Source organism: Enterococcus sp. DIV1083b, from assembly GCF_051713705.1.
In the GTDB taxonomy this organism is placed as follows: domain Bacteria; phylum Bacillota; class Bacilli; order Lactobacillales; family Enterococcaceae; genus Enterococcus_D; species Enterococcus_D casseliflavus.
The window spans coordinates 1,275,182-1,292,128 of record NZ_JBIOQJ010000001.1; the positions used below are offsets into that span (position 1 = coordinate 1,275,182).

The following is a 16,947-nucleotide window of genomic DNA, read 5'->3' on the forward strand; positions in this document are numbered from 1 at the left end:
ATAGTATCACACCTTTTAGCGACAAAAAAGTATTTTTTGACAGTTTTAAGCAGCGGGAGAACAAGGTAAATGAGAACCAAAAAAGGGAGAAAAAGAAAAATTTAAGAAAATGCGAATAAAAATAACGGCGATGTATCAAGGAGAATCGCCGTTTTTTCAATAATTTCATCAATCGGTGAAATTATTGACAGAAAGAATTTTACGAAAATTGTTATAATTTAGTTAATCTCGTTCAGATTTTCTAATAAAAAAGCCATTTTAAGATAAAAAAAACTGTTTGCTTGGTTTTTTTATTCGAAGATCGAGTGATCACTGAATCACGAGGAAGGGATTTAAATAAGGAGGAAGAGTATGAAGAAAACGAAGTTTGGCATGATTACTTTATTGGCAGCGCTTGTTTTAGGGGCTTGCGGACAAAGTAACGGAGGTGGAACAGGTTCGACAGATACACAAGAATCATCAACTGAGGCAGCTGGATTTGATATCAATGATTTGCAGCTTGCAGTTAAAAATAACGATGAAGTGATCGATGGGGGCGTCTTAGATGTTGCGGTAGTAACTGATACGCAATTCCAAGGGTTGTTTCAATGGGAGTTTTATCAAGATGCTTATGACCGTGACTTCATGTTACCAAGCCATGAATATTTGTTCCTACAAGATGAAGATTTCCGAATTGTGAATGGTGGACCAGCTGATTTAGAATTAGATGTCGATAACAACAAAGCAACGATCACTTTGCGTGAAGATTTGAAATGGTCTGACGGGGTCGATGTAACGGCTGAAGACGTGATCTTCTCTTATGAAGTCATCGGACATCAAGACTATGATGGCGTTCGTTACAACAATGATTTTACGAATATCGTTGGTATGGAAGAATACCACAGCGGCGATGCCGATACGATCTCAGGAATCACAGCAGTCAGCGATAAAGTCGTTGAAATCGAGTTTAAAGAAATGCATCCAGGTATGCAGCAATCCGGTGGAGCGATCTGGCATTCTGCATTAGCGAAACATGCCTTTGAAGGCATTGAAGTGGCAGATATGCCTTCAAGTGATCCCGTTCGAACCAATCCAATCGGTTTTGGTCCATACAAAATGAGTAATATCGTACCAGGTGAAACGGTGGAATATGTACCGAATGAACATTACTATGGCGATACACCAAACTTAGAAAAAATCGTGATGCGTAACGTCCCTTCGGCTTCAATCAATGAAGCGTTAAACGCGAAGCAATACGATTTAGTCTTAAAAATGCCAACAGATACCTTTGATACGTATCAAAACATGGATGGCTACCAAATGTTAGGTCGTCCAGAACAATCTTACACGTATCTTGGCTTTAATTTAGGTTCATGGAATGATGAAACAAACAGTGTTGATTTTGATCCAAATGCAAAAATGGCGAACAAAGCATTGCGTCAAGCAATGGGCTATGCCATCGACAATGATGCAATCGGTGAGCGTTTCTACCACGGCTTGCGTTCAAATGCTTCAACATTGATCCCACCTGTTTATGGTACGTTGCACAATAGCGATGCCGAAGGATACCACTTAGATATGGAGAAAGCAAACCAACTTCTAGATGACGCTGGCTTTATCGATGTTGATGGCGATGGCTTCCGAGAAGATCCAGATGGCAACAAATTGACCATCAACTTTGCGTCAATGTCTGGTGGGGAAGTTGCCCAACCATTGGCGGATTACTATGTTCAACAATGGCAAGAAATCGGTTTAGATGTTCAATATTCAACAGGTCGTTTGATCGATTTCCAAGCCTTCTACGACAAGCTGAAAAACGATGATCCAGATATCGATGTCTTCCAAGCTGCTTGGTCTACTGGTTCAGATCCATCACCAACCAGCTTATGGGGACCAAATTCAGCATTTAACTACACTCGTTTTGAGTCAGATGAAAACACTGAATTGTTAGCTGCGATCGATTCAATCGATTCCTTTGATGAAGCAACACGGAAGGCTGCTTTTGATGCATGGCAAGAATATGCGATTGAAGAAGCTTTTGCGATCCCAACGTTGTATCGGAATCAAATCTTACCGATCTCTGATCGTGTCGCAAACTTTACCTGGGCATTTGACGCCGATCATAACCCATGGGCAACCATCGGTGTGACTTCAGAATCTCGTTAATCGGTTAGTAAATTACACAAATGAATCGGCAGCAGCATGCTCGTTGCTTTTGCCAAACAAAACCAGTTAGGTCTAAAACCTAACTGGTTTTTTTCTTGGTCCATGTAGACGGAAGAAGCAAGTCGAATGTTGAACCCTTCATTTCGAGCGGCTGTTTCGTGGGCGGGTTGGAGTGACATTGACGAAAAAGCTGAGCTCCGTTGGAAGATCAGCTTTTTTTGTTAGATAACATTACATAAATGCCCATTTAATAAGCGGCTAAATCGCACGATTGGTAACAGCAGCAAGCAACTGTTGGAGATCGTTTTTATGGTTCTGGTAACCGGCTTGTTCAATAACGACTAAGGTGTTTTTTAGAATCTCTTTGTTCAACTGAGCGGATTGCAAATACGAGTAAATTTCCTGATACAGCACTTGATGGATTTTCAAATAAAAATAGAGGGGTGTATTGGGTAGCGGTTCAGACAAAAGCAGAAACTTGTTTAGTAGATAGGCATCTTTATTTTCGCTGGCAAAGGCACAGCCGTTTAAGATCACGACACTTAACAGATTTGCATAAAATGGATCATTGGCGTAGTGAAGGATTTTTTTGATCCCATGATCTAAGTAATAACTGATGGTTTCTTGGTCAAAAATAAATAACAAATTTGAGAATAAGTTCAACTCAAAGCGCCCCCAGGTTTCGATATCAAACAAGTATTGCTTTACCAGTTCAACTTCTTGGGTGTAAGCTCCTCGATTCATCAGAAATGATTCACGGTTGAGCAGCAGCAAGCCTTGGACATACAAAGAATAATAAAAAAAATTTTGTGTCTCAAAGTAGCGTTTTTCCAGGCTAGTCAAGTAGTCGAGAGTCAGTGTTCGATCATAGTATCGGGTATAGAAATCTTGCACCAGCTGACGTTTCTGATCCGTGGCTTCGCTGTCGATCAACAGACTGAACTCATGAACCGTAATATTCATTTTGTCTAAGTAGTCAAAAAGGGTTTGTGAAGAGAGGTTTGTTTTACGATTTTCGAATGAAGAAAGGGTAGTACGTGAGGAAATACCTTCGGCAAGCTTGGCTTGCGAGATTTTGCGATCTGTACGCAGTTTTTTGATTAAAGAGCCTTGCTGTTTCATGGGGGACCTCCTTAATTGTGACGCATTTCTGAACAATGTGATTTTAATAACATGTTATCAAATATAATAAGGTATAGCAAATAATAAAGGAGGTAGTTTTTCATGGAATTTGAACCATTCGGCCCTTGGGAAATCAACCCATTTAAAAACTAGTACTGCCTTTTCTGCGAAACCTTATCGTTGACCTTTCAATGATAAGTCTTGTGACTGTTTCCTTTATGATAGGAACAGCATTTCCTCGCTCTCTGCGGTTTTTATCGCAGGATCGAGCAACATCTTGAAGAATCGAAAGGTTATTTGATTGCTTCCCCCTCTCAAAGACACCTTTTCGTTTGTGGAAGTCATGAAGCGCATGAATCGCTAAAAGCGGTCAGTCACATTGAATGTCTGTCATGCACCAGACCTTCCCCAATTCTTTGATTCTTTGTGATTGATCGTTTTTTGTAAAGCATCATCCTTCTAGCTATGACCGTAATGTACGAAGATTACGGTTTTTTTGTTGTGTGCTGTTGGATAAAATCTGCAAGAGTTGTCACAGAGGGTTTATACAGAAAAACCCCTCACTATCAGTAAAAAATCCACTTCAAATAAGAGTGAAACAAAGCCGAAAAGGAAAAAAGAAAAACGTTTGCAAAAAAAGTGTTGACATTTTTTCTCAGAATGAGTACTATTATCTCAACGGAACATGAGAGTGTTCTCATTACTGGATTCGTTACTGTTCGGCAGGCAAGACCAGAGGAAAAAAGTGCGTTGATTACCCAAAGTTTCTTGGGTTGTACACTTTTTTGCTTTGGTCTTCTTTTTTTGCTCCATTATTTCTATTCGCTAAAAAAAGAACCGGTTCCAAGGTAAGGTCCAGTCATTGATCAGCAAAGGAGGGGAGAAGTAAAACGCAATGAACTGCCAGCTAGGTTTGACGATAGCCTGCAGCACTGTCTGGAGCAGTCAATCACCTCGTCACTTAACGGCACGTCAGAGAAAGAAAAAAATACAAGACCTTCTGCATAGACGTCAAAGGATGCAACGTTTTTACGGGCTATGCTGATCAAGGAGGATCGTTCGTGAAGATTATCAAGAGGATCAACAACAATGTTGTACTTTCAAAAGAAGATGAAGTTGAAGTGATCCTAATGGGAAAAGGGATCGGCTTTCAAACGAAACCGGGTGACCCGATTCCAGCTGAGCGAATCGAAAAAAAATACTATCCAGAAGATGATTTGACAGTGGAACATATGTCGAAAGTCATGACGAAGGCGGACGAAAAACAAATGGCCGTCATTTATGAAATCGTGCGTCTTTTTCGGGATAGTGTTGGAACCGATTTCAATCCAAATGTTTATTTCACACTGATGGATCATATCTTGTTTGCCATCAGTCGTCAAAAGCAAGAAATTGTTTTGACCAATCCCATGCATTGGGAAATCAAGAAAATCTATGCCAAGGAATATGCGGTCAGTGTCCAAGCGGTCGAGTTGATCCGCAAAGAGCTGTATCCCGATTTTTCACAAGAAGAAGCTGCGTTTATCACTTTGCATTTCGTCAATGCGCAAATTGAAAAAAGCGCCAATCAAAGTGCTTATGAGCACACCGAGTTGACGAACAATATTTTACGGATCGTTAAGTACAGCATGAACATCGAGTTTGATGAGAATTCTTCCTACTTCCAACGGTTCGTGACCCACATTCGCTATTATTTAATTCGACAAAGTCAAGAAAAAGAAGAGCCAGTATTGGCAAATCCAATGATTGCCTTGGCCTTCAGCAGCTATCCAAAAGAAAAAGAAACCGCAGATTCGATCAAAGAATACTTATTTGAACAAAAGGGCTGGCATGTCAACGATATGGAATTGATGTATTTGATTCTGCATATCGGTAACTTAGCCGCTCACTCAAAATTAACCTAAGAATGGAAATGGATTCGTTACAGTTCGGCTGGCAAGACCTGCACTTTCTTACAATACTCGATGAGGAAACCCGTCACTCTTTTTTTAGGGGATCTCTCATGCTTGTTTATTGTAGAAATGGCTGGTCTTTTTATTTTTATTAAATGACCAATAAAAAAGGAGCAATCAAAATGGCAAAATATACTGAATTAGCGCAAGACATTTTGGCCCACGTTGGTGGCAAAGAAAATGTCTCATCTGTAAAACACTGTGTGACTCGCTTACGATTCCACTTAAAAGACGAAAGCAAAGCGGACACTGATTATTTGCAAAAACGTGACGGTGTCGTGACCGTCGTCAAAGCAGGCGGACAATACCAAGTCGTTATCGGCAATCATGTGCCAGATGTTTATGATGAAGTGTTGAAAGTCGGCGGATTAGCCGATGGTGGCAGTCTTGATATCGATGAAGGCGACGGGCAAAAAGGCAGCTTGTTTGACCGCTTTATCGATGTTATCTCAAGCCTGTTCCAACCGTTCTTAGGTCCATTAGCGGCAGCCGGTATCTTAAAAGGGATCACGGCGTTGCTGGCAGCAACTGGGATGGAAGCGACCAATGGTATCTATGTAGTAATGAATACTCTAGGCGATGGTTTGTTCCAATACTTACCAATGATCTTAGCCGTCACTGCAGCGAAGAAATTCAAGATGAACACCTATACAGCATTAGCGATCGCAGGGGCGATGGTCTATCCTGGCTTAGCAGAAAGTGTGGCTGAAGCGAGCAAAGTCTTCGGTCTAACCTTGACCTTACCAGCAGGTGGCTACTTTAACAGCGTACTGCCAATCATTTTAGCGATTTTTGTCGCTTCGAAAATTGAACAGTTTATGCGCAAAGTTACACCTGATGTAGTCAAAATGTTTGTGGTTCCGTTTGTAACGATTTTGATCACTGTGCCGTTGACCTTCTTTGTGGTAGGTCCAGTCGCAAATACAGCATCTAGCTGGATCGGTGTTGCTTTCCAAGCGGTGTACGATTTCAGCCCAATAATTTACGGCTTTGCTTTAGGGGCATTATGGCAAGTATTAGTTATGTTTGGTCTTCACTGGGGTCTTGTACCATTGGCGATCATGGATATGGCACAAAACGGCTCTTCGATTATTTTGACCGCAGCAGTGCTACCATGTTTCACGCAAACGGGTGTGTTAGCAGCGATTTGGTTGAAAACGAAAGAACCAAAAGTCAAACAAGGCGCAATGCCAGCATTGATCTCATCGATCTTCGGTGTGACTGAACCTGCGATCTACGGGTACACGTTGCCAATGAAAACACCATTTATCGTTTCTTGTTTAGTTTCAGGTTTCGTCGGTATCTACTTGTCAATCTTTAACGTCACTGGTTATGCAATGGGTGGTATGGGGATCTTCTTGTATCCTGCATATATCGATCCAGCAACAGGCAGCTTCCATAGTGTGATCCACTTGGCGATTGGTACAGTGATTGCGATCGTAGCGTCATTTATCATCATGATGTTGTTGAAAGTACCAACATTGTATACAACTGTTGATTCACCAGTCGACGGTCAAGCAACACCAGTAGCGCCAGCGCCAGAAGCAAAAACTGTTTCTGCCAGCGTCAAAGATGAAACAGTCAAAAGCCCAGTAACTGGTCAAGTGGTTGCTTTAGCAGATGTGGAAGACAAAGTCTTTTCTTCAGGTGCTATGGGAAAAGGGATCGCCGTTGAACCAGCGATCGGTGAAATCACTGCGCCAGCAGATGCAGAAGTCAAAATCTTGTTTCCAACAAAACATGCCATCGGTTTAGTGACAGAAGATGGAACAGAACTATTGATCCACATCGGCATGAATACGGTAGAACTTGAAGGCAATCACTTTACTGCCTACATCAACCAAGGAGACAAAGTCAAAGCTGGTCAAAAATTGATTTCTTTTGATACAGAGGCGATTCGTGCGGAAGGCTATTCTTTACTGACACCAGTCATTGTCACGAACTCTAACGACTACAGTGACATCCAAACGACACAGTCAAAAGAAGTAACAGCGCAGGACGATTTGATCGAAGTCGTAAAATAAATGCATTTAACGGCACGTCGTCGGATCAGTAAGAATGCTTTCTTGCTGATCTGCTGTGTCGATTATTAAAGAAAAAGAAAGTAGGCTAATCATGACAGAAAAACAATTTCCAAAAGGCTTTTTATGGGGCGGCGCCACTGCAGCCAACCAATTTGAAGGAGCATGGAACGAAGGCGGACGTGGCCCAGCCACATCCGATACAGCGATCGCTGTCAAACCAGAAGACCGCAAAAACATGGCAGAATTTGCTGCACCAATGACACGGGAAAAAGTTTTGTTTGCCTTAAATGACAAAGAAGGCTTGTATCCAAAACGTTGGGGGTCAGATTTTTACCATCGCTACAAAGAAGATATCGCCTTGTACGCAGAGATGGGCTTCAAAACCTTCCGTCTGTCCATCGCTTGGTCAAGAATTTTTCCAAATGGTGACGATGCTCAGCCAAATGAAGAAGGCTTGCAATTTTATGACAATGTGTTTGATGAGTGTGCGAAATACGGGATCGAACCCTTAGTGACCCTCTCTCACTACGAAACACCTATTGGGATCGCGTTGAACTATGGTGGCTGGAAAAATCGCCAAGTGATCGATTTGTTTGTCAAATACGCAGAAACCGTGTTGACCCGCTACAAAGACAAAGTCAAATACTGGTTGACCTTCAATGAAATCAATATCATGGGGATCTCTGGCTATGTTGGTGGTGCCTTGTTATCCGAAGACGGCACACAAAACCTTTCTGACATGTATCAAGCTGTGCATCATCAATTTGTGGCTTCTAGTTTAGCAACAAAATTTGCCCACGAAATCAATCCTGACATCAAAGTAGGGATGATGTTGGCACGAATGCAAGCTTACCCAGCTACACCAAATCCAGCAGATGTGATGGAAGAAATCAAGCGTGACCACGAGAATCTCTTCTTCTCTGATGTCCAAGTTCGTGGGAAGTATCCTGCATATACGAAGCGCTTCTTTAAAGAAAACGGCATCGAAGTGACCTTCGAAGATGGCGATTTAGACATTCTTGCGCAATACCCTGTCGACTTCATGTCCTTTTCTTACTACATGAGTTCTATTGCCCGCCACAATCCTGAAGAAGGCGGCGAAGCAACTGCTGGCAATTTTTCTTTAGGCGAATCAAACCCTTACTTGGAAGCCTCTGACTGGGGGTGGCAAATCGATCCAATCGGCTTGCGTGTGACTTTGAATAACTTGTACGACCGCTACCAAGTACCGTTGTTTATCGTTGAAAACGGCTTAGGTGCCTTGGATACGGTGGAAGAAGATGGTTCAATCCATGACAGCTATCGCATCGATTATTTGAAGGCGCATATCGAGCAAATGTATGAAGCGATCGAAGATGGTGTGGAATTGATGGGCTATACGCCTTGGGGTTGTACCGACTTAGTTTCGGCTTCCACATCAGAAATGTCGAAACGCTATGGCTTTGTCTATGTAGACGCGGATGATGAAGGAAACGGCAGCTTTGACCGTTCTCGCAAAGATAGTTTCTACTGGTACAAAGAAGTCATTGCCACCAATGGCGGTAGTTTGTTACAGGATTAAAAATAAACCAAAGCGGCTCTCTTTTGTGAGAGCCGCTTTTTTGATGTGCTCAGTAAAAAAAGAAGAGAAAGGGGGTTAGCAGCTGCCATACTAGAAAGATCAATGAAACAGTCAACGCCAATTTTTTCATTTTTAATTTAGGCACAAAGGATTCGGGTATCAAATAGACAAGAGAGAATACTGTAAGAAAAAACAACAGGGTCAGTGGTTGGACGACAAAGGTCAGCCAGTTCATAGGAAACGCTCCTTTCAAGAGATTTGATGATTCTTTGTTATGATGTGGTAATTTACAATTTTATTATATATTTAATTGTTTAGGAAGACAATGTGTTCTTTGGGATCGCAAGTGTCACAACGAAAGGAATCAGAGAGAAAGGCTTGGCACGCATTGATCGGCGAAAAGTGATTTTTTCATCAAAGCAGATTGAATAAGAATGAGTGAGGATGAACAATAAAAAAATCCCCTCGAAAGGGGATCATGAGCCGTAATCCTTACGAAGGGGATGAAAGGAGCTACTTCATAGGTATAGATCGTCTTTGTTGTAGTCAAAAGGCATTAAGAGGGCGTTTTGGCGCGAGTCAGGCGCAGCTGCAGTCAACGTTTTCTACTACGCAAATAAAAAATATACCCAAGCAGACTAGCAGAAATCAAGAAACCCATAAAATAAACGGTTAGTTTCATATCTGGCATGACATAGGAGTATTCTAAGATTTTACAAACAAAGATGATCAAAGAAACAGTGATCGTTAGAGAAACCCATGTGAAACGCGGCAGTCGTTTGGTTAGGAAGACCAAACCTAACGAAAAAAAGATGACTGGTACCCAAAAGATCAAGCGAGCAAGTTGGATCATTTTATCTCTCCTCATTCGTATTGATTTGAGTAAAAGGATAGCTTACAACGCTTGTTATTAAAAATAATAACCATTGTTTCTGAGCATTTTTTCGTAAACTGTGTTTTCAACTTAAGGCATGGGCGTAATGCTGCTCTTTAAATTCTTTTGGTGTTTGCCCCGTGACTGCTTTGAAATTGCGAATAAAATGGCTCTGATTGGCAAAGGCTAATTGGGTGCTGATTTTTTCGTAGGAATAATCTGTGAACAACAATAAATGCTTGGCTTCACTGATTTTTCGTTCCTGAATGTAACTGTGGATCGTTTTGTTCATTTCTTTTTTGAATTGATTGCACAGATGGGTCTTGTGTTTTTGAGTGATGGCAGCGAGGTCATCAATGGTCACTTTTTCGTAGAGATGGCTATCAACATGATTCACGATCGTTTTGACTAGCAGTGATTTTTTCGCTAGCGGGTAGCTATGTAAAAGCTCCATGAAGCGGTAGGTGGCTTCTTTGATATAGCGAAGACATTCCTCAGCAGAATGAATATAAACCAGACCTTGGATCAAGGAGTCAGATAAGCCGAATGCTTGGTTGACTGGTACTCCTTCATCAATGCTCATGCGGGTCACGACAGCGACAAAGGCCGAAAATTTTAGTTTCAACCCTTCAAGCTCATAAGGAGAGAGCGAAACGCTGTAGGTCTCTTTCATTTTGTTGAACACCCAAACCACTTTTTCAGGCTCATTACGTTTGATGTAGTCGAGATAACGCAATTCAAAATGGTAGGAATCAAAGGTGGCTTCATGCACCCGACGTTCGTAAAGATTGGTTTCCAGACTAAGATCTGTTTGCATGGATCGGTCGTGAGGCTCGTTTTGGTAATGCCAGTGAATTTGGTCTTTTGCAAGAGGTTGCTCCGCAAACAGCGTATAAAGCAGTTGGATGTACTCTTCAAAGGAGTATTTGTCTTCTTTTGAGTAGTGCACATTGTAGTGGTATTCGTGTTCAAGAAATAGGTAAGACGTATCTGGTGTACCAATCACACCACAGGGTCCGATGACCATATAACAGGTTTTTCCAGCTAACTGAAATGCAAAACAACCAAGCATATATTTGCCGTAATGATAGAGATTCGCAACTGGGCCGTTCGTTTCTTCCAAATAGTGTTTCAGAGGATTCTGGGCTGTTAAGGTGAGAGGGGGATACAAGGGAGTCCCTTCTTGATCCAAGAGGATCATCGGGATCAAATATTTGCGATACAGCAGATCCATGGCGGTCGTAAGCGTTGTTTTGTTCATGAGACACCTCAAATCCAAACATTGTTTTTTCTTTTAGTATAACGTAAATTTTTTCGCATTCAATAAATATTTTATTATAAACACTAGTTTCTTAGTATATCTAAGGAAGGATTCTTTCTATAATTCAGATAAATAAAACGGTTACAGGAAGGAGCAAACATGGATAGTAATAAATTGAAAGAATTGTTTCAGCAATTGACGCCAGAAGAAAAAATCGCTCAGACGATTCAATTGAATGGCAGTTTAGTCATTGAAAATGAGGTGATGTCTACGGGACCGATGCAAGATCTTGGACTTCCCAAATCGTTGAAGATTCATGAGATTGGTTCAATCTATAATGTCAATGATCATCAAAAATTGATTCAGTTACAAAGGGAAACGTTGGCACACAGCCGACTTAAGATTCCCATGCTGTTTATGTCTGATGTCATCTACGGGTTTCGGACGATTTTTCCGATCCCCCTTGCGCAAGCAGGTTCTTATGATTTTGACCTGATCGAGCAAGCCGCTGAGATGACCGCCAAAGAATGTTACCAAAATGGCCTTCATGTGATCTTTTCACCCATGCTGGATCTTGTTCGCGATCCTCGCTGGGGGCGGGTGATGGAGTCGCCAGGAGAAGATGTTTATACTGCCAAACGTTTTGCTAAAAGCGTCGTGACCGGTTACCAAGGTAATCTTGATCAAGGAGTGGCAGACAATCACGTTGCTGCTTGCATCAAACATTTTGCTGGTTACGGTGCACCCGAAGCAGGCAGAGAATACAATACGGTCGATATGTCGAATCAGCGCTTATTCAATGAATATTTGCAACCCTATCAAGCGGCGATCGAAGCGCAAGCACTGCTAGTGATGACGGCCTTCAACCTATTGAATGGTGAACCTGCAACGGGTAGCCGCTGGCTGAACCGAGAGATTTTGCGCGAACGATTCGGTTTTGATGGGGTATTGGTCTCCGATCATGCGGCCATCAAAGAATTGGTCCCTCATGGCTTTGCCAAAGATGAACGGGAGGCCGCTCAGAAAGGTTTGGAAGCGGGCGTTGATTTTGATATGATGACATCGGTCTATGCGACGCACTTGCCAGAACTGATCAAACAACCCAAATTAGCAGCTTTGTTGGATGAAGCAGTCTGGCGAATTCTCGTATTAAAAAATCAATTAGGTTTGTTTGAGGAACCCTATCGAGGGTTGAAAACGCAACAGACTGGAGAGGTTTTGTCGGAGGAAGCCAAAGAGCTAGCCGTTAAGTTAGTGGAAAAAAGCTGCGTGCTTTTAAAAAATGAGGGCAGCTTACCTTTGAAAAAAGACCAAACCGTCGCTGTGATCGGTCCTTATGGAGAAAGCCGGTTGACATTAGGCTTTTGGGCGTCAGTTAGCGGCAAGCCACAAGATACGATTCCTTTAAAAACTGGTTTGCTGAAGCACTTCGCACCTGAAAACCTGATCTTTGCTCGTGGATACAATTTATTCGATTCGTATGAGCAATTTGGTCCTTTAAAAGTCGGAATCGAACAGCTGAATGGACCGATCGAACCAGAAGACCAGCTGCTTTTAGAAGCCGTCAAAGCGGCTGAGGCTGCAGAGGTCATCGTCTTGACTTTTGGGGAACAATTTTTGGAAAGCGGCGAAGGGGCATCAAAAGCTCATTTGCAGCTGCCAATGAAACAAATGCGTTTGATCCAAGCGTTGAAAAAAACTGGCAAGTCTTTGATTGGCGTGCTTTACACTGGCAGACCGTTAGTCTTAACACAAGTGGAAGCATTATTTGATAGTCTGTTGCTCGTTTGGTATCCAGGAACAATGGGCGGGATCGGGATTGCCAATCTGTTGAGTGGGCAGGCTTCTCCGACGGCAAAATTGGCGATGACCTTTCCTCGTAGTGAAGGACAGATCCCACTATACAGTGCCCAGATGCCAACGGGCAGACCTCTGACAGATAGTGAGCATTCTGATCGCTTTTTGTCAAAATACCGCGATGAATCAAATGAACCCTTATTCGCGTTCGGAACAGGTCTTAGTTACAGTACGTTTACTGGAGAATGGCTTGGTAGTGAAGTATCTAGCGAGACGATCCAATTGGCTTATCGAGTGAAAAACCAATCAGCAACAGCTGCAGAAACCGTCATTCAACTTTATCTCATGCAGCGCCCAGCGGCAGTGGTACGTCCAAGTCGCCAATTAATCGCGAGTGACCTCATCTCATTCGCGCCCCAGGAAGAAAAAGAGCGAAGATTTTCACTGCCGTTGTCAGAACTTGTTTTCTATGACAATCAAGGAACCAAACATTTTACCAAAGGTACTTATCGATTCCTAATACGGATCGATCAAAAAGAAACGATGCTTAGTGTAACGATCTAAACTAAAGGAGTGAGAAAGAATGGAAAAATTAGAAGCATTTTTAAGTAGCAAACTATTACCAATGTCACAAAAATTACAACAAAACAAAGTGTTGGCCGCTTTGATGGAAGGCTTTATTCGAACAAGTCCCATCACTTTAGGAATTGCGTTTATCACGATTATTGGAAATTTTCCGATTCCCGGTTGGACGGACTATTTGACGAAAATTGGCATCTTCCAACATGTTGAAGCGATCACCAACGGAGCAACTGGCGTTTTTGCCTTGTATGTCGTATACAGTTTGGCGTATTCTTACGCAAAACAGTTAGGAAGCAACGAACGCAACTCGGCGATTATTTCTTTAGCTAGTTTCATTATGTTGATGCCCCAAACCGTCGCAACAACTGTCATGCAAGATGGCCAAGCAGTGGAACAAACGATTGGTGCCTTGAAGCTTGATTTCTTAGGCGGGCAAGGACTGTTTATCGGCATGCTGACCGCTTTGTTGGTCACTCGCTTTTATGCTTTCTTGTCGAGAAAAAATATTATGATCAAACTGCCAGACAGTGTTCCCCCAATGGTGACCCAGTCCTTAGCACCAGTGTTTGTTGTCACGATCATTTTTGCAGTCGTCTTTGTCTTACGTGTCTTATTTGGGTTTACTTCATCTAGTTCGATTTTCCAATTCTTTATCGATGTGATCAATGCGCCGTTGAACTCCTTAGTTGCCAGTCCGCTATCGATCATCATCATTATGGAATTATTAGCCGTTTTATGGTTTTTCGGAATTCATAATGCAGTTTTACAAGGACCGCTCGGCGCGATTAGTATGACCATGGTCGTTTCGAATATTGCCGCTTACCAACAAGGACAAGAACTGCCTTATCTGATTCCTTCAGTGATTTATATGGGTATGTATGCTGCTGGCTTCATGGGCTTTGTGACCTTCTTTATGATCCGCAGCAAATCGGCAAAAATGAAACAATTAGGAAAATTGTCGTTTATCCCGTCGATCTTTAATATCACAGAGCCAATCATGTTTGGGATGCCGATTATTTTGAATCCGTTGTTCTTTATTCCGCAAGTCTTCACACAATTGATCGCTGGCTTTGTGACCTGGGGATTGGCGACTACGATCCTCCCAATCAGCTTGAATCCAACCATGAGTCTATTGCCATGGACGACACCGACTTTTATCAAAATGCCATTTTCAGGAGGGCTTAACTACACGATTTTAATGATCATCTGTATGCTGATCGGTATTGTGATGTGGTATCCGTTCCTAAAAATTGCGGATAAAAAAGAGTACGAATTAGAACTGGCTGCTGAAAAAAAGCAAGCGAGTGAAGCAGCAAAAATGACAGAAAAAGTCGTGGAAGAAATTCAAGCGTAAACAAAGGAAGTGGCACATTTGGTTTATTTAGGAATTGATATCGGTGGGACGCACATCAAAACGGGATGGGTCGAACACAACGAGGTCAGCAAACGGCAGACCATTTTAACTCCTACAGCTTTGGAACCCTTTAAAGAAGCTATCAAAGGGCTATTGCAAAGCTATGCCCGTCAAGTTTCTTTCACTAAAGTGGCGATCGCAGTCCCTGGTTCAGTTAATGAAACAGGGACGGTCTTCTTTGGTGGTGCCTTGCCATACCTTGATGGGGTAAATTTGCCAGAATTGATCTGCCAGTTAAGCGATGGCATGGTGACAGAGGTTAGTGTCGAAAACGACGCAAAAGCCGCCGCACTAGGGGAAATGAAAGCTGGCAATCTGCAAGGGATCCAAAATGGTGCGGCGATCATTTTAGGAACTGGCGTAGGGGTCGGCCTTTGTCTCAATGGAACACTCTATCGCGGGCATCATGGACAAGCTGGTGAAGTCAGTTTTATGATTCGTGACCGACAAATGAGAGGCGCGGACTCTTTTGTGGGGATCGGTCTTTCGGCTGTCGGATTGATTGAGCGTTTGGCTACTAGTATGGCTGTTGCGCCTGATGGTCCTTTGGTCTTTGATACCCTTACGAAAACTGCTGATCCGGAGGCAGAGGCTTTATTTTTAACTTATACCAAAGAAATCGCTGTCTTGTGTTTCGATCTTCAGTGTCTTTTAGCTCTGGAGAAAATCGTTATCGGTGGCGGAATCAGCCGTCAACCACGCTTGATCGAAGCCATAGCTAGCAGCTATCAAGCTATTTTTAAAACCGCACCAATCATTGAGAAAACGCTGCAGCCAGTTGCGATCCAAGCCGCTTATTTTCAAGCGGACGCCAATTTGATCGGCGCAGCCAAGGAGGAACCGTGGGATGAGTAAATTTCCGGAAGCATTTTTGTGGGGAGCATCCACTAGTGCTTATCAAGTAGAGGGCGCATGGGCAGAAGACGGCAAAGGTCCCTCAGTGCAAGATATCAAAGAGATTCCGCAAGGGACCACTGATTTTAAAGTAGCATCAGATCACTATCATCGATATGAAGAAGATGTGAAATTGTTTAAAGAATTAGGCTTAAAAGCCTATCGTTTTTCCATATCATGGAGCCGCGTCATGCCCGATGGTCAGGTCAACCCAGCAGGATTGGCGTTTTATCAAAAACTGATCGATCTGCTACTAGAAAACGAGATTCAACCGATCGTCACCGTTTTCCATTTTGATCTGCCTGTTGCGATCGCGAAGCAAGGTGGGTGGGAAAACCGAGAGACGATCCAAGCATTTGCTGATTACTGCCAAGTACTGTTCGAAAACTTTGGTCATCAAGTCCCGCTATGGCAAACCATCAACGAGCAAAATGTGATGGCACTTGCTGGTTCGGTCATTGGGACGAGTCAAAAATCCATGAAAGAAAAATTTCAAGAAAATCACCATATGCTAGTGGCCCAAGCATTGGTGACCCAACAGTTTCATGCAGGTAATTTTAGCGGCAAGATTGGCCCAGCACCGAATATCGCCAGTGTCTATCCAGCTTCTGAAAAACCAGCTGATCAGCTGGCAGCTCTTTCTATGAGTGCGCTGAGAAATTGGTTATTCCTAGATGCGGCTGTTTTCGGCACATACAACCATAACGCATGGCATTTGTTAGAGACGATTGGTGCAGCACCGACAGTCACTGAAGCAGATCGAAAGATTTTGGCAGCTGGAACCTGTGATTACATCGCATTGAATTATTATAATACGATGACCGTCAGCAGCTATTTTCAAAAAGAGACAAAACTCGATCAACAGTCTGGTTTCGGGATTCCTGGCTTTTTCCAAACAGTAGAAAACACCCATTTGCCAATGACTGAATTCGGCTGGCCGATCGATCCAGAGGGCTTTCGCTTTACGTTGAACGAAATCTATTCCCGTTATCGTCTACCGCTCTTGATCACGGAAAACGGCATCGGTGCCAAGGATGTTTTGACAACTGATGGTAAAATCCACGATGATTATCGCATCGACTACTTGCAGCAGCACATAAAGCAGCTGGCATTGGCGATCGAAGACGGCGTCGATGTGATCGGCTATTGCCCGTGGAGTGCCATTGATCTAGTCAGTACTCACGAAGGCATCGCTAAACGGTACGGGTTTATCTATGTCAATCGTACGGACGAGCAGCTGTTGGACTTGGCGCGATACAAGAAAGATAGTTTTTATTGGTATCAAAACGTCATCGATAAAAATGGGTTAGGAGAGTAAGCG

At 42.7% G+C, this 16,947-nt stretch carries 13 protein-coding genes; 8 read left to right on the forward strand and 5 right to left on the reverse strand.

What is annotated here, in order from left to right:
* The first annotated feature begins 351 nt into the window (after positions 1–351).
* Positions 352–2,145, forward strand: a complete 1,794-nt coding sequence (locus IGI69_RS05840; protein WP_438740017.1) for an oligopeptide ABC transporter substrate-binding protein — start codon at positions 352–354, stop codon at positions 2,143–2,145.
* On the opposite strand, the gene IGI69_RS05845 is transcribed toward IGI69_RS05840, so the two are convergent.
* Together IGI69_RS05845 and IGI69_RS05850 are read right to left on the reverse strand one after the other, a co-directional pair.
* On the reverse strand, positions 2,142–2,324 hold the full coding sequence (locus IGI69_RS05845) for a hypothetical protein (protein WP_438740019.1): 183 nt from the start codon (positions 2,322–2,324) through the stop codon (positions 2,142–2,144). The genes IGI69_RS05840 and IGI69_RS05845 overlap by 4 nt on opposite strands.
* A gap of 79 nt (positions 2,325–2,403) precedes the next feature.
* The gene (locus IGI69_RS05850; protein WP_438740021.1) at positions 2,404–3,267 is read right to left on the reverse strand and encodes a helix-turn-helix domain-containing protein; all 864 of its coding nucleotides are present in this window, start codon (positions 3,265–3,267) and stop codon (positions 2,404–2,406) included.
* Positions 3,268–4,328: 1,061 nt separating this feature from the next.
* On the opposite strand from IGI69_RS05850, the gene IGI69_RS05855 reads away from it, so the two are divergent.
* The 3 genes from IGI69_RS05855 (at position 4,329) to IGI69_RS05865 (ending at position 8,804) form a co-directional block, all read left to right on the forward strand.
* A complete protein-coding gene (locus IGI69_RS05855; protein ID WP_005225677.1) occupies positions 4,329–5,171 on the forward strand; it encodes a PRD domain-containing protein in 843 nt (280 codons plus the stop codon).
* Positions 5,172–5,341: 170 nt separating this feature from the next.
* Complete coding sequence (locus tag IGI69_RS05860; protein WP_438740023.1) at positions 5,342–7,243, forward strand: beta-glucoside-specific PTS transporter subunit IIABC; 1,902 nt, start codon at positions 5,342–5,344, stop codon at positions 7,241–7,243.
* A 91-nt stretch (positions 7,244–7,334) separates the two neighbouring features.
* The gene (locus tag IGI69_RS05865; protein WP_015509445.1) at positions 7,335–8,804 is read left to right on the forward strand and encodes a glycoside hydrolase family 1 protein; all 1,470 of its coding nucleotides are present in this window, start codon (positions 7,335–7,337) and stop codon (positions 8,802–8,804) included.
* A 49-nt stretch (positions 8,805–8,853) separates the two neighbouring features.
* On the opposite strand, the gene IGI69_RS05870 is transcribed toward IGI69_RS05865, so the two are convergent.
* From IGI69_RS05870 to IGI69_RS05880, 3 genes are all read right to left on the reverse strand, one after another.
* Positions 8,854–9,039, reverse strand: a complete 186-nt coding sequence (locus IGI69_RS05870; RefSeq protein ID WP_438740025.1) for a hypothetical protein — start codon at positions 9,037–9,039, stop codon at positions 8,854–8,856.
* A gap of 360 nt (positions 9,040–9,399) precedes the next feature.
* The gene (locus IGI69_RS05875; RefSeq protein ID WP_005225681.1) at positions 9,400–9,657 is read right to left on the reverse strand and encodes a hypothetical protein; all 258 of its coding nucleotides are present in this window, start codon (positions 9,655–9,657) and stop codon (positions 9,400–9,402) included.
* Positions 9,658–9,763: 106 nt separating this feature from the next.
* Positions 9,764–10,939: a helix-turn-helix domain-containing protein gene (locus tag IGI69_RS05880; RefSeq protein ID WP_270266561.1), complete on the reverse strand. Its 1,176-nt coding sequence runs from the start codon at positions 10,937–10,939 to the stop codon at positions 9,764–9,766.
* A gap of 159 nt (positions 10,940–11,098) precedes the next feature.
* Between IGI69_RS05880 and IGI69_RS05885 the strand changes: the two genes are divergently transcribed.
* From IGI69_RS05885 to IGI69_RS05900, 4 genes are read left to right on the forward strand one after another with little or no spacing between them, the layout of a single operon-like run.
* Positions 11,099–13,300 (forward strand): glycoside hydrolase family 3 N-terminal domain-containing protein, encoded by a 2,202-nt coding sequence (locus tag IGI69_RS05885; protein WP_438740028.1) that lies wholly within the window; start codon positions 11,099–11,101, stop codon positions 13,298–13,300.
* A 19-nt stretch (positions 13,301–13,319) separates the two neighbouring features.
* Positions 13,320–14,672 carry a PTS sugar transporter subunit IIC gene (locus tag IGI69_RS05890; RefSeq protein ID WP_438740031.1) on the forward strand — a complete coding sequence of 451 codons (1,353 nt, stop codon included), beginning with the start codon at positions 13,320–13,322 and terminating at the stop codon, positions 14,670–14,672.
* Positions 14,673–14,681: 9 nt separating this feature from the next.
* Positions 14,682–15,587, forward strand: a complete 906-nt coding sequence (locus IGI69_RS05895; RefSeq protein WP_218213079.1) for an ROK family protein — start codon at positions 14,682–14,684, stop codon at positions 15,585–15,587.
* Positions 15,580–16,944 carry a glycoside hydrolase family 1 protein gene (locus IGI69_RS05900; protein ID WP_438740033.1) on the forward strand — a complete coding sequence of 455 codons (1,365 nt, stop codon included), beginning with the start codon at positions 15,580–15,582 and terminating at the stop codon, positions 16,942–16,944. The genes IGI69_RS05895 and IGI69_RS05900 overlap by 8 nt, the downstream gene beginning before the upstream one ends.
* The last annotated feature ends 3 nt before the right edge of the window (positions 16,945–16,947 follow it).

Excerpts from the sequence above, each read along its gene's own strand:
- IGI69_RS05840 (WP_438740017.1), top strand. The coding sequence starts at position 352 with ATGAAGAAAACGAAGTTTGGCATGATTACTTTATTGGCAGCGCTTGTT.
- IGI69_RS05845 (WP_438740019.1), bottom strand. The coding sequence starts at position 2,324 with ATGTCACTCCAACCCGCCCACGAAACAGCCGCTCGAAATGAAGGGTTC.
- IGI69_RS05850 (WP_438740021.1), bottom strand. The coding sequence starts at position 3,267 with ATGAAACAGCAAGGCTCTTTAATCAAAAAACTGCGTACAGATCGCAAA.
- IGI69_RS05860 (WP_438740023.1), top strand. The coding sequence starts at position 5,342 with ATGGCAAAATATACTGAATTAGCGCAAGACATTTTGGCCCACGTTGGT.
- IGI69_RS05865 (WP_015509445.1), top strand. The coding sequence starts at position 7,335 with ATGACAGAAAAACAATTTCCAAAAGGCTTTTTATGGGGCGGCGCCACT.
- IGI69_RS05870 (WP_438740025.1), bottom strand. The coding sequence starts at position 9,039 with ATGAACTGGCTGACCTTTGTCGTCCAACCACTGACCCTGTTGTTTTTT.
- IGI69_RS05875 (WP_005225681.1), bottom strand. The coding sequence starts at position 9,657 with ATGATCCAACTTGCTCGCTTGATCTTTTGGGTACCAGTCATCTTTTTT.
- IGI69_RS05880 (WP_270266561.1), bottom strand. The coding sequence starts at position 10,939 with ATGAACAAAACAACGCTTACGACCGCCATGGATCTGCTGTATCGCAAA.
- IGI69_RS05885 (WP_438740028.1), top strand. The coding sequence starts at position 11,099 with ATGGATAGTAATAAATTGAAAGAATTGTTTCAGCAATTGACGCCAGAA.
- IGI69_RS05890 (WP_438740031.1), top strand. The coding sequence starts at position 13,320 with ATGGAAAAATTAGAAGCATTTTTAAGTAGCAAACTATTACCAATGTCA.
- IGI69_RS05900 (WP_438740033.1), top strand. The coding sequence starts at position 15,580 with ATGAGTAAATTTCCGGAAGCATTTTTGTGGGGAGCATCCACTAGTGCT.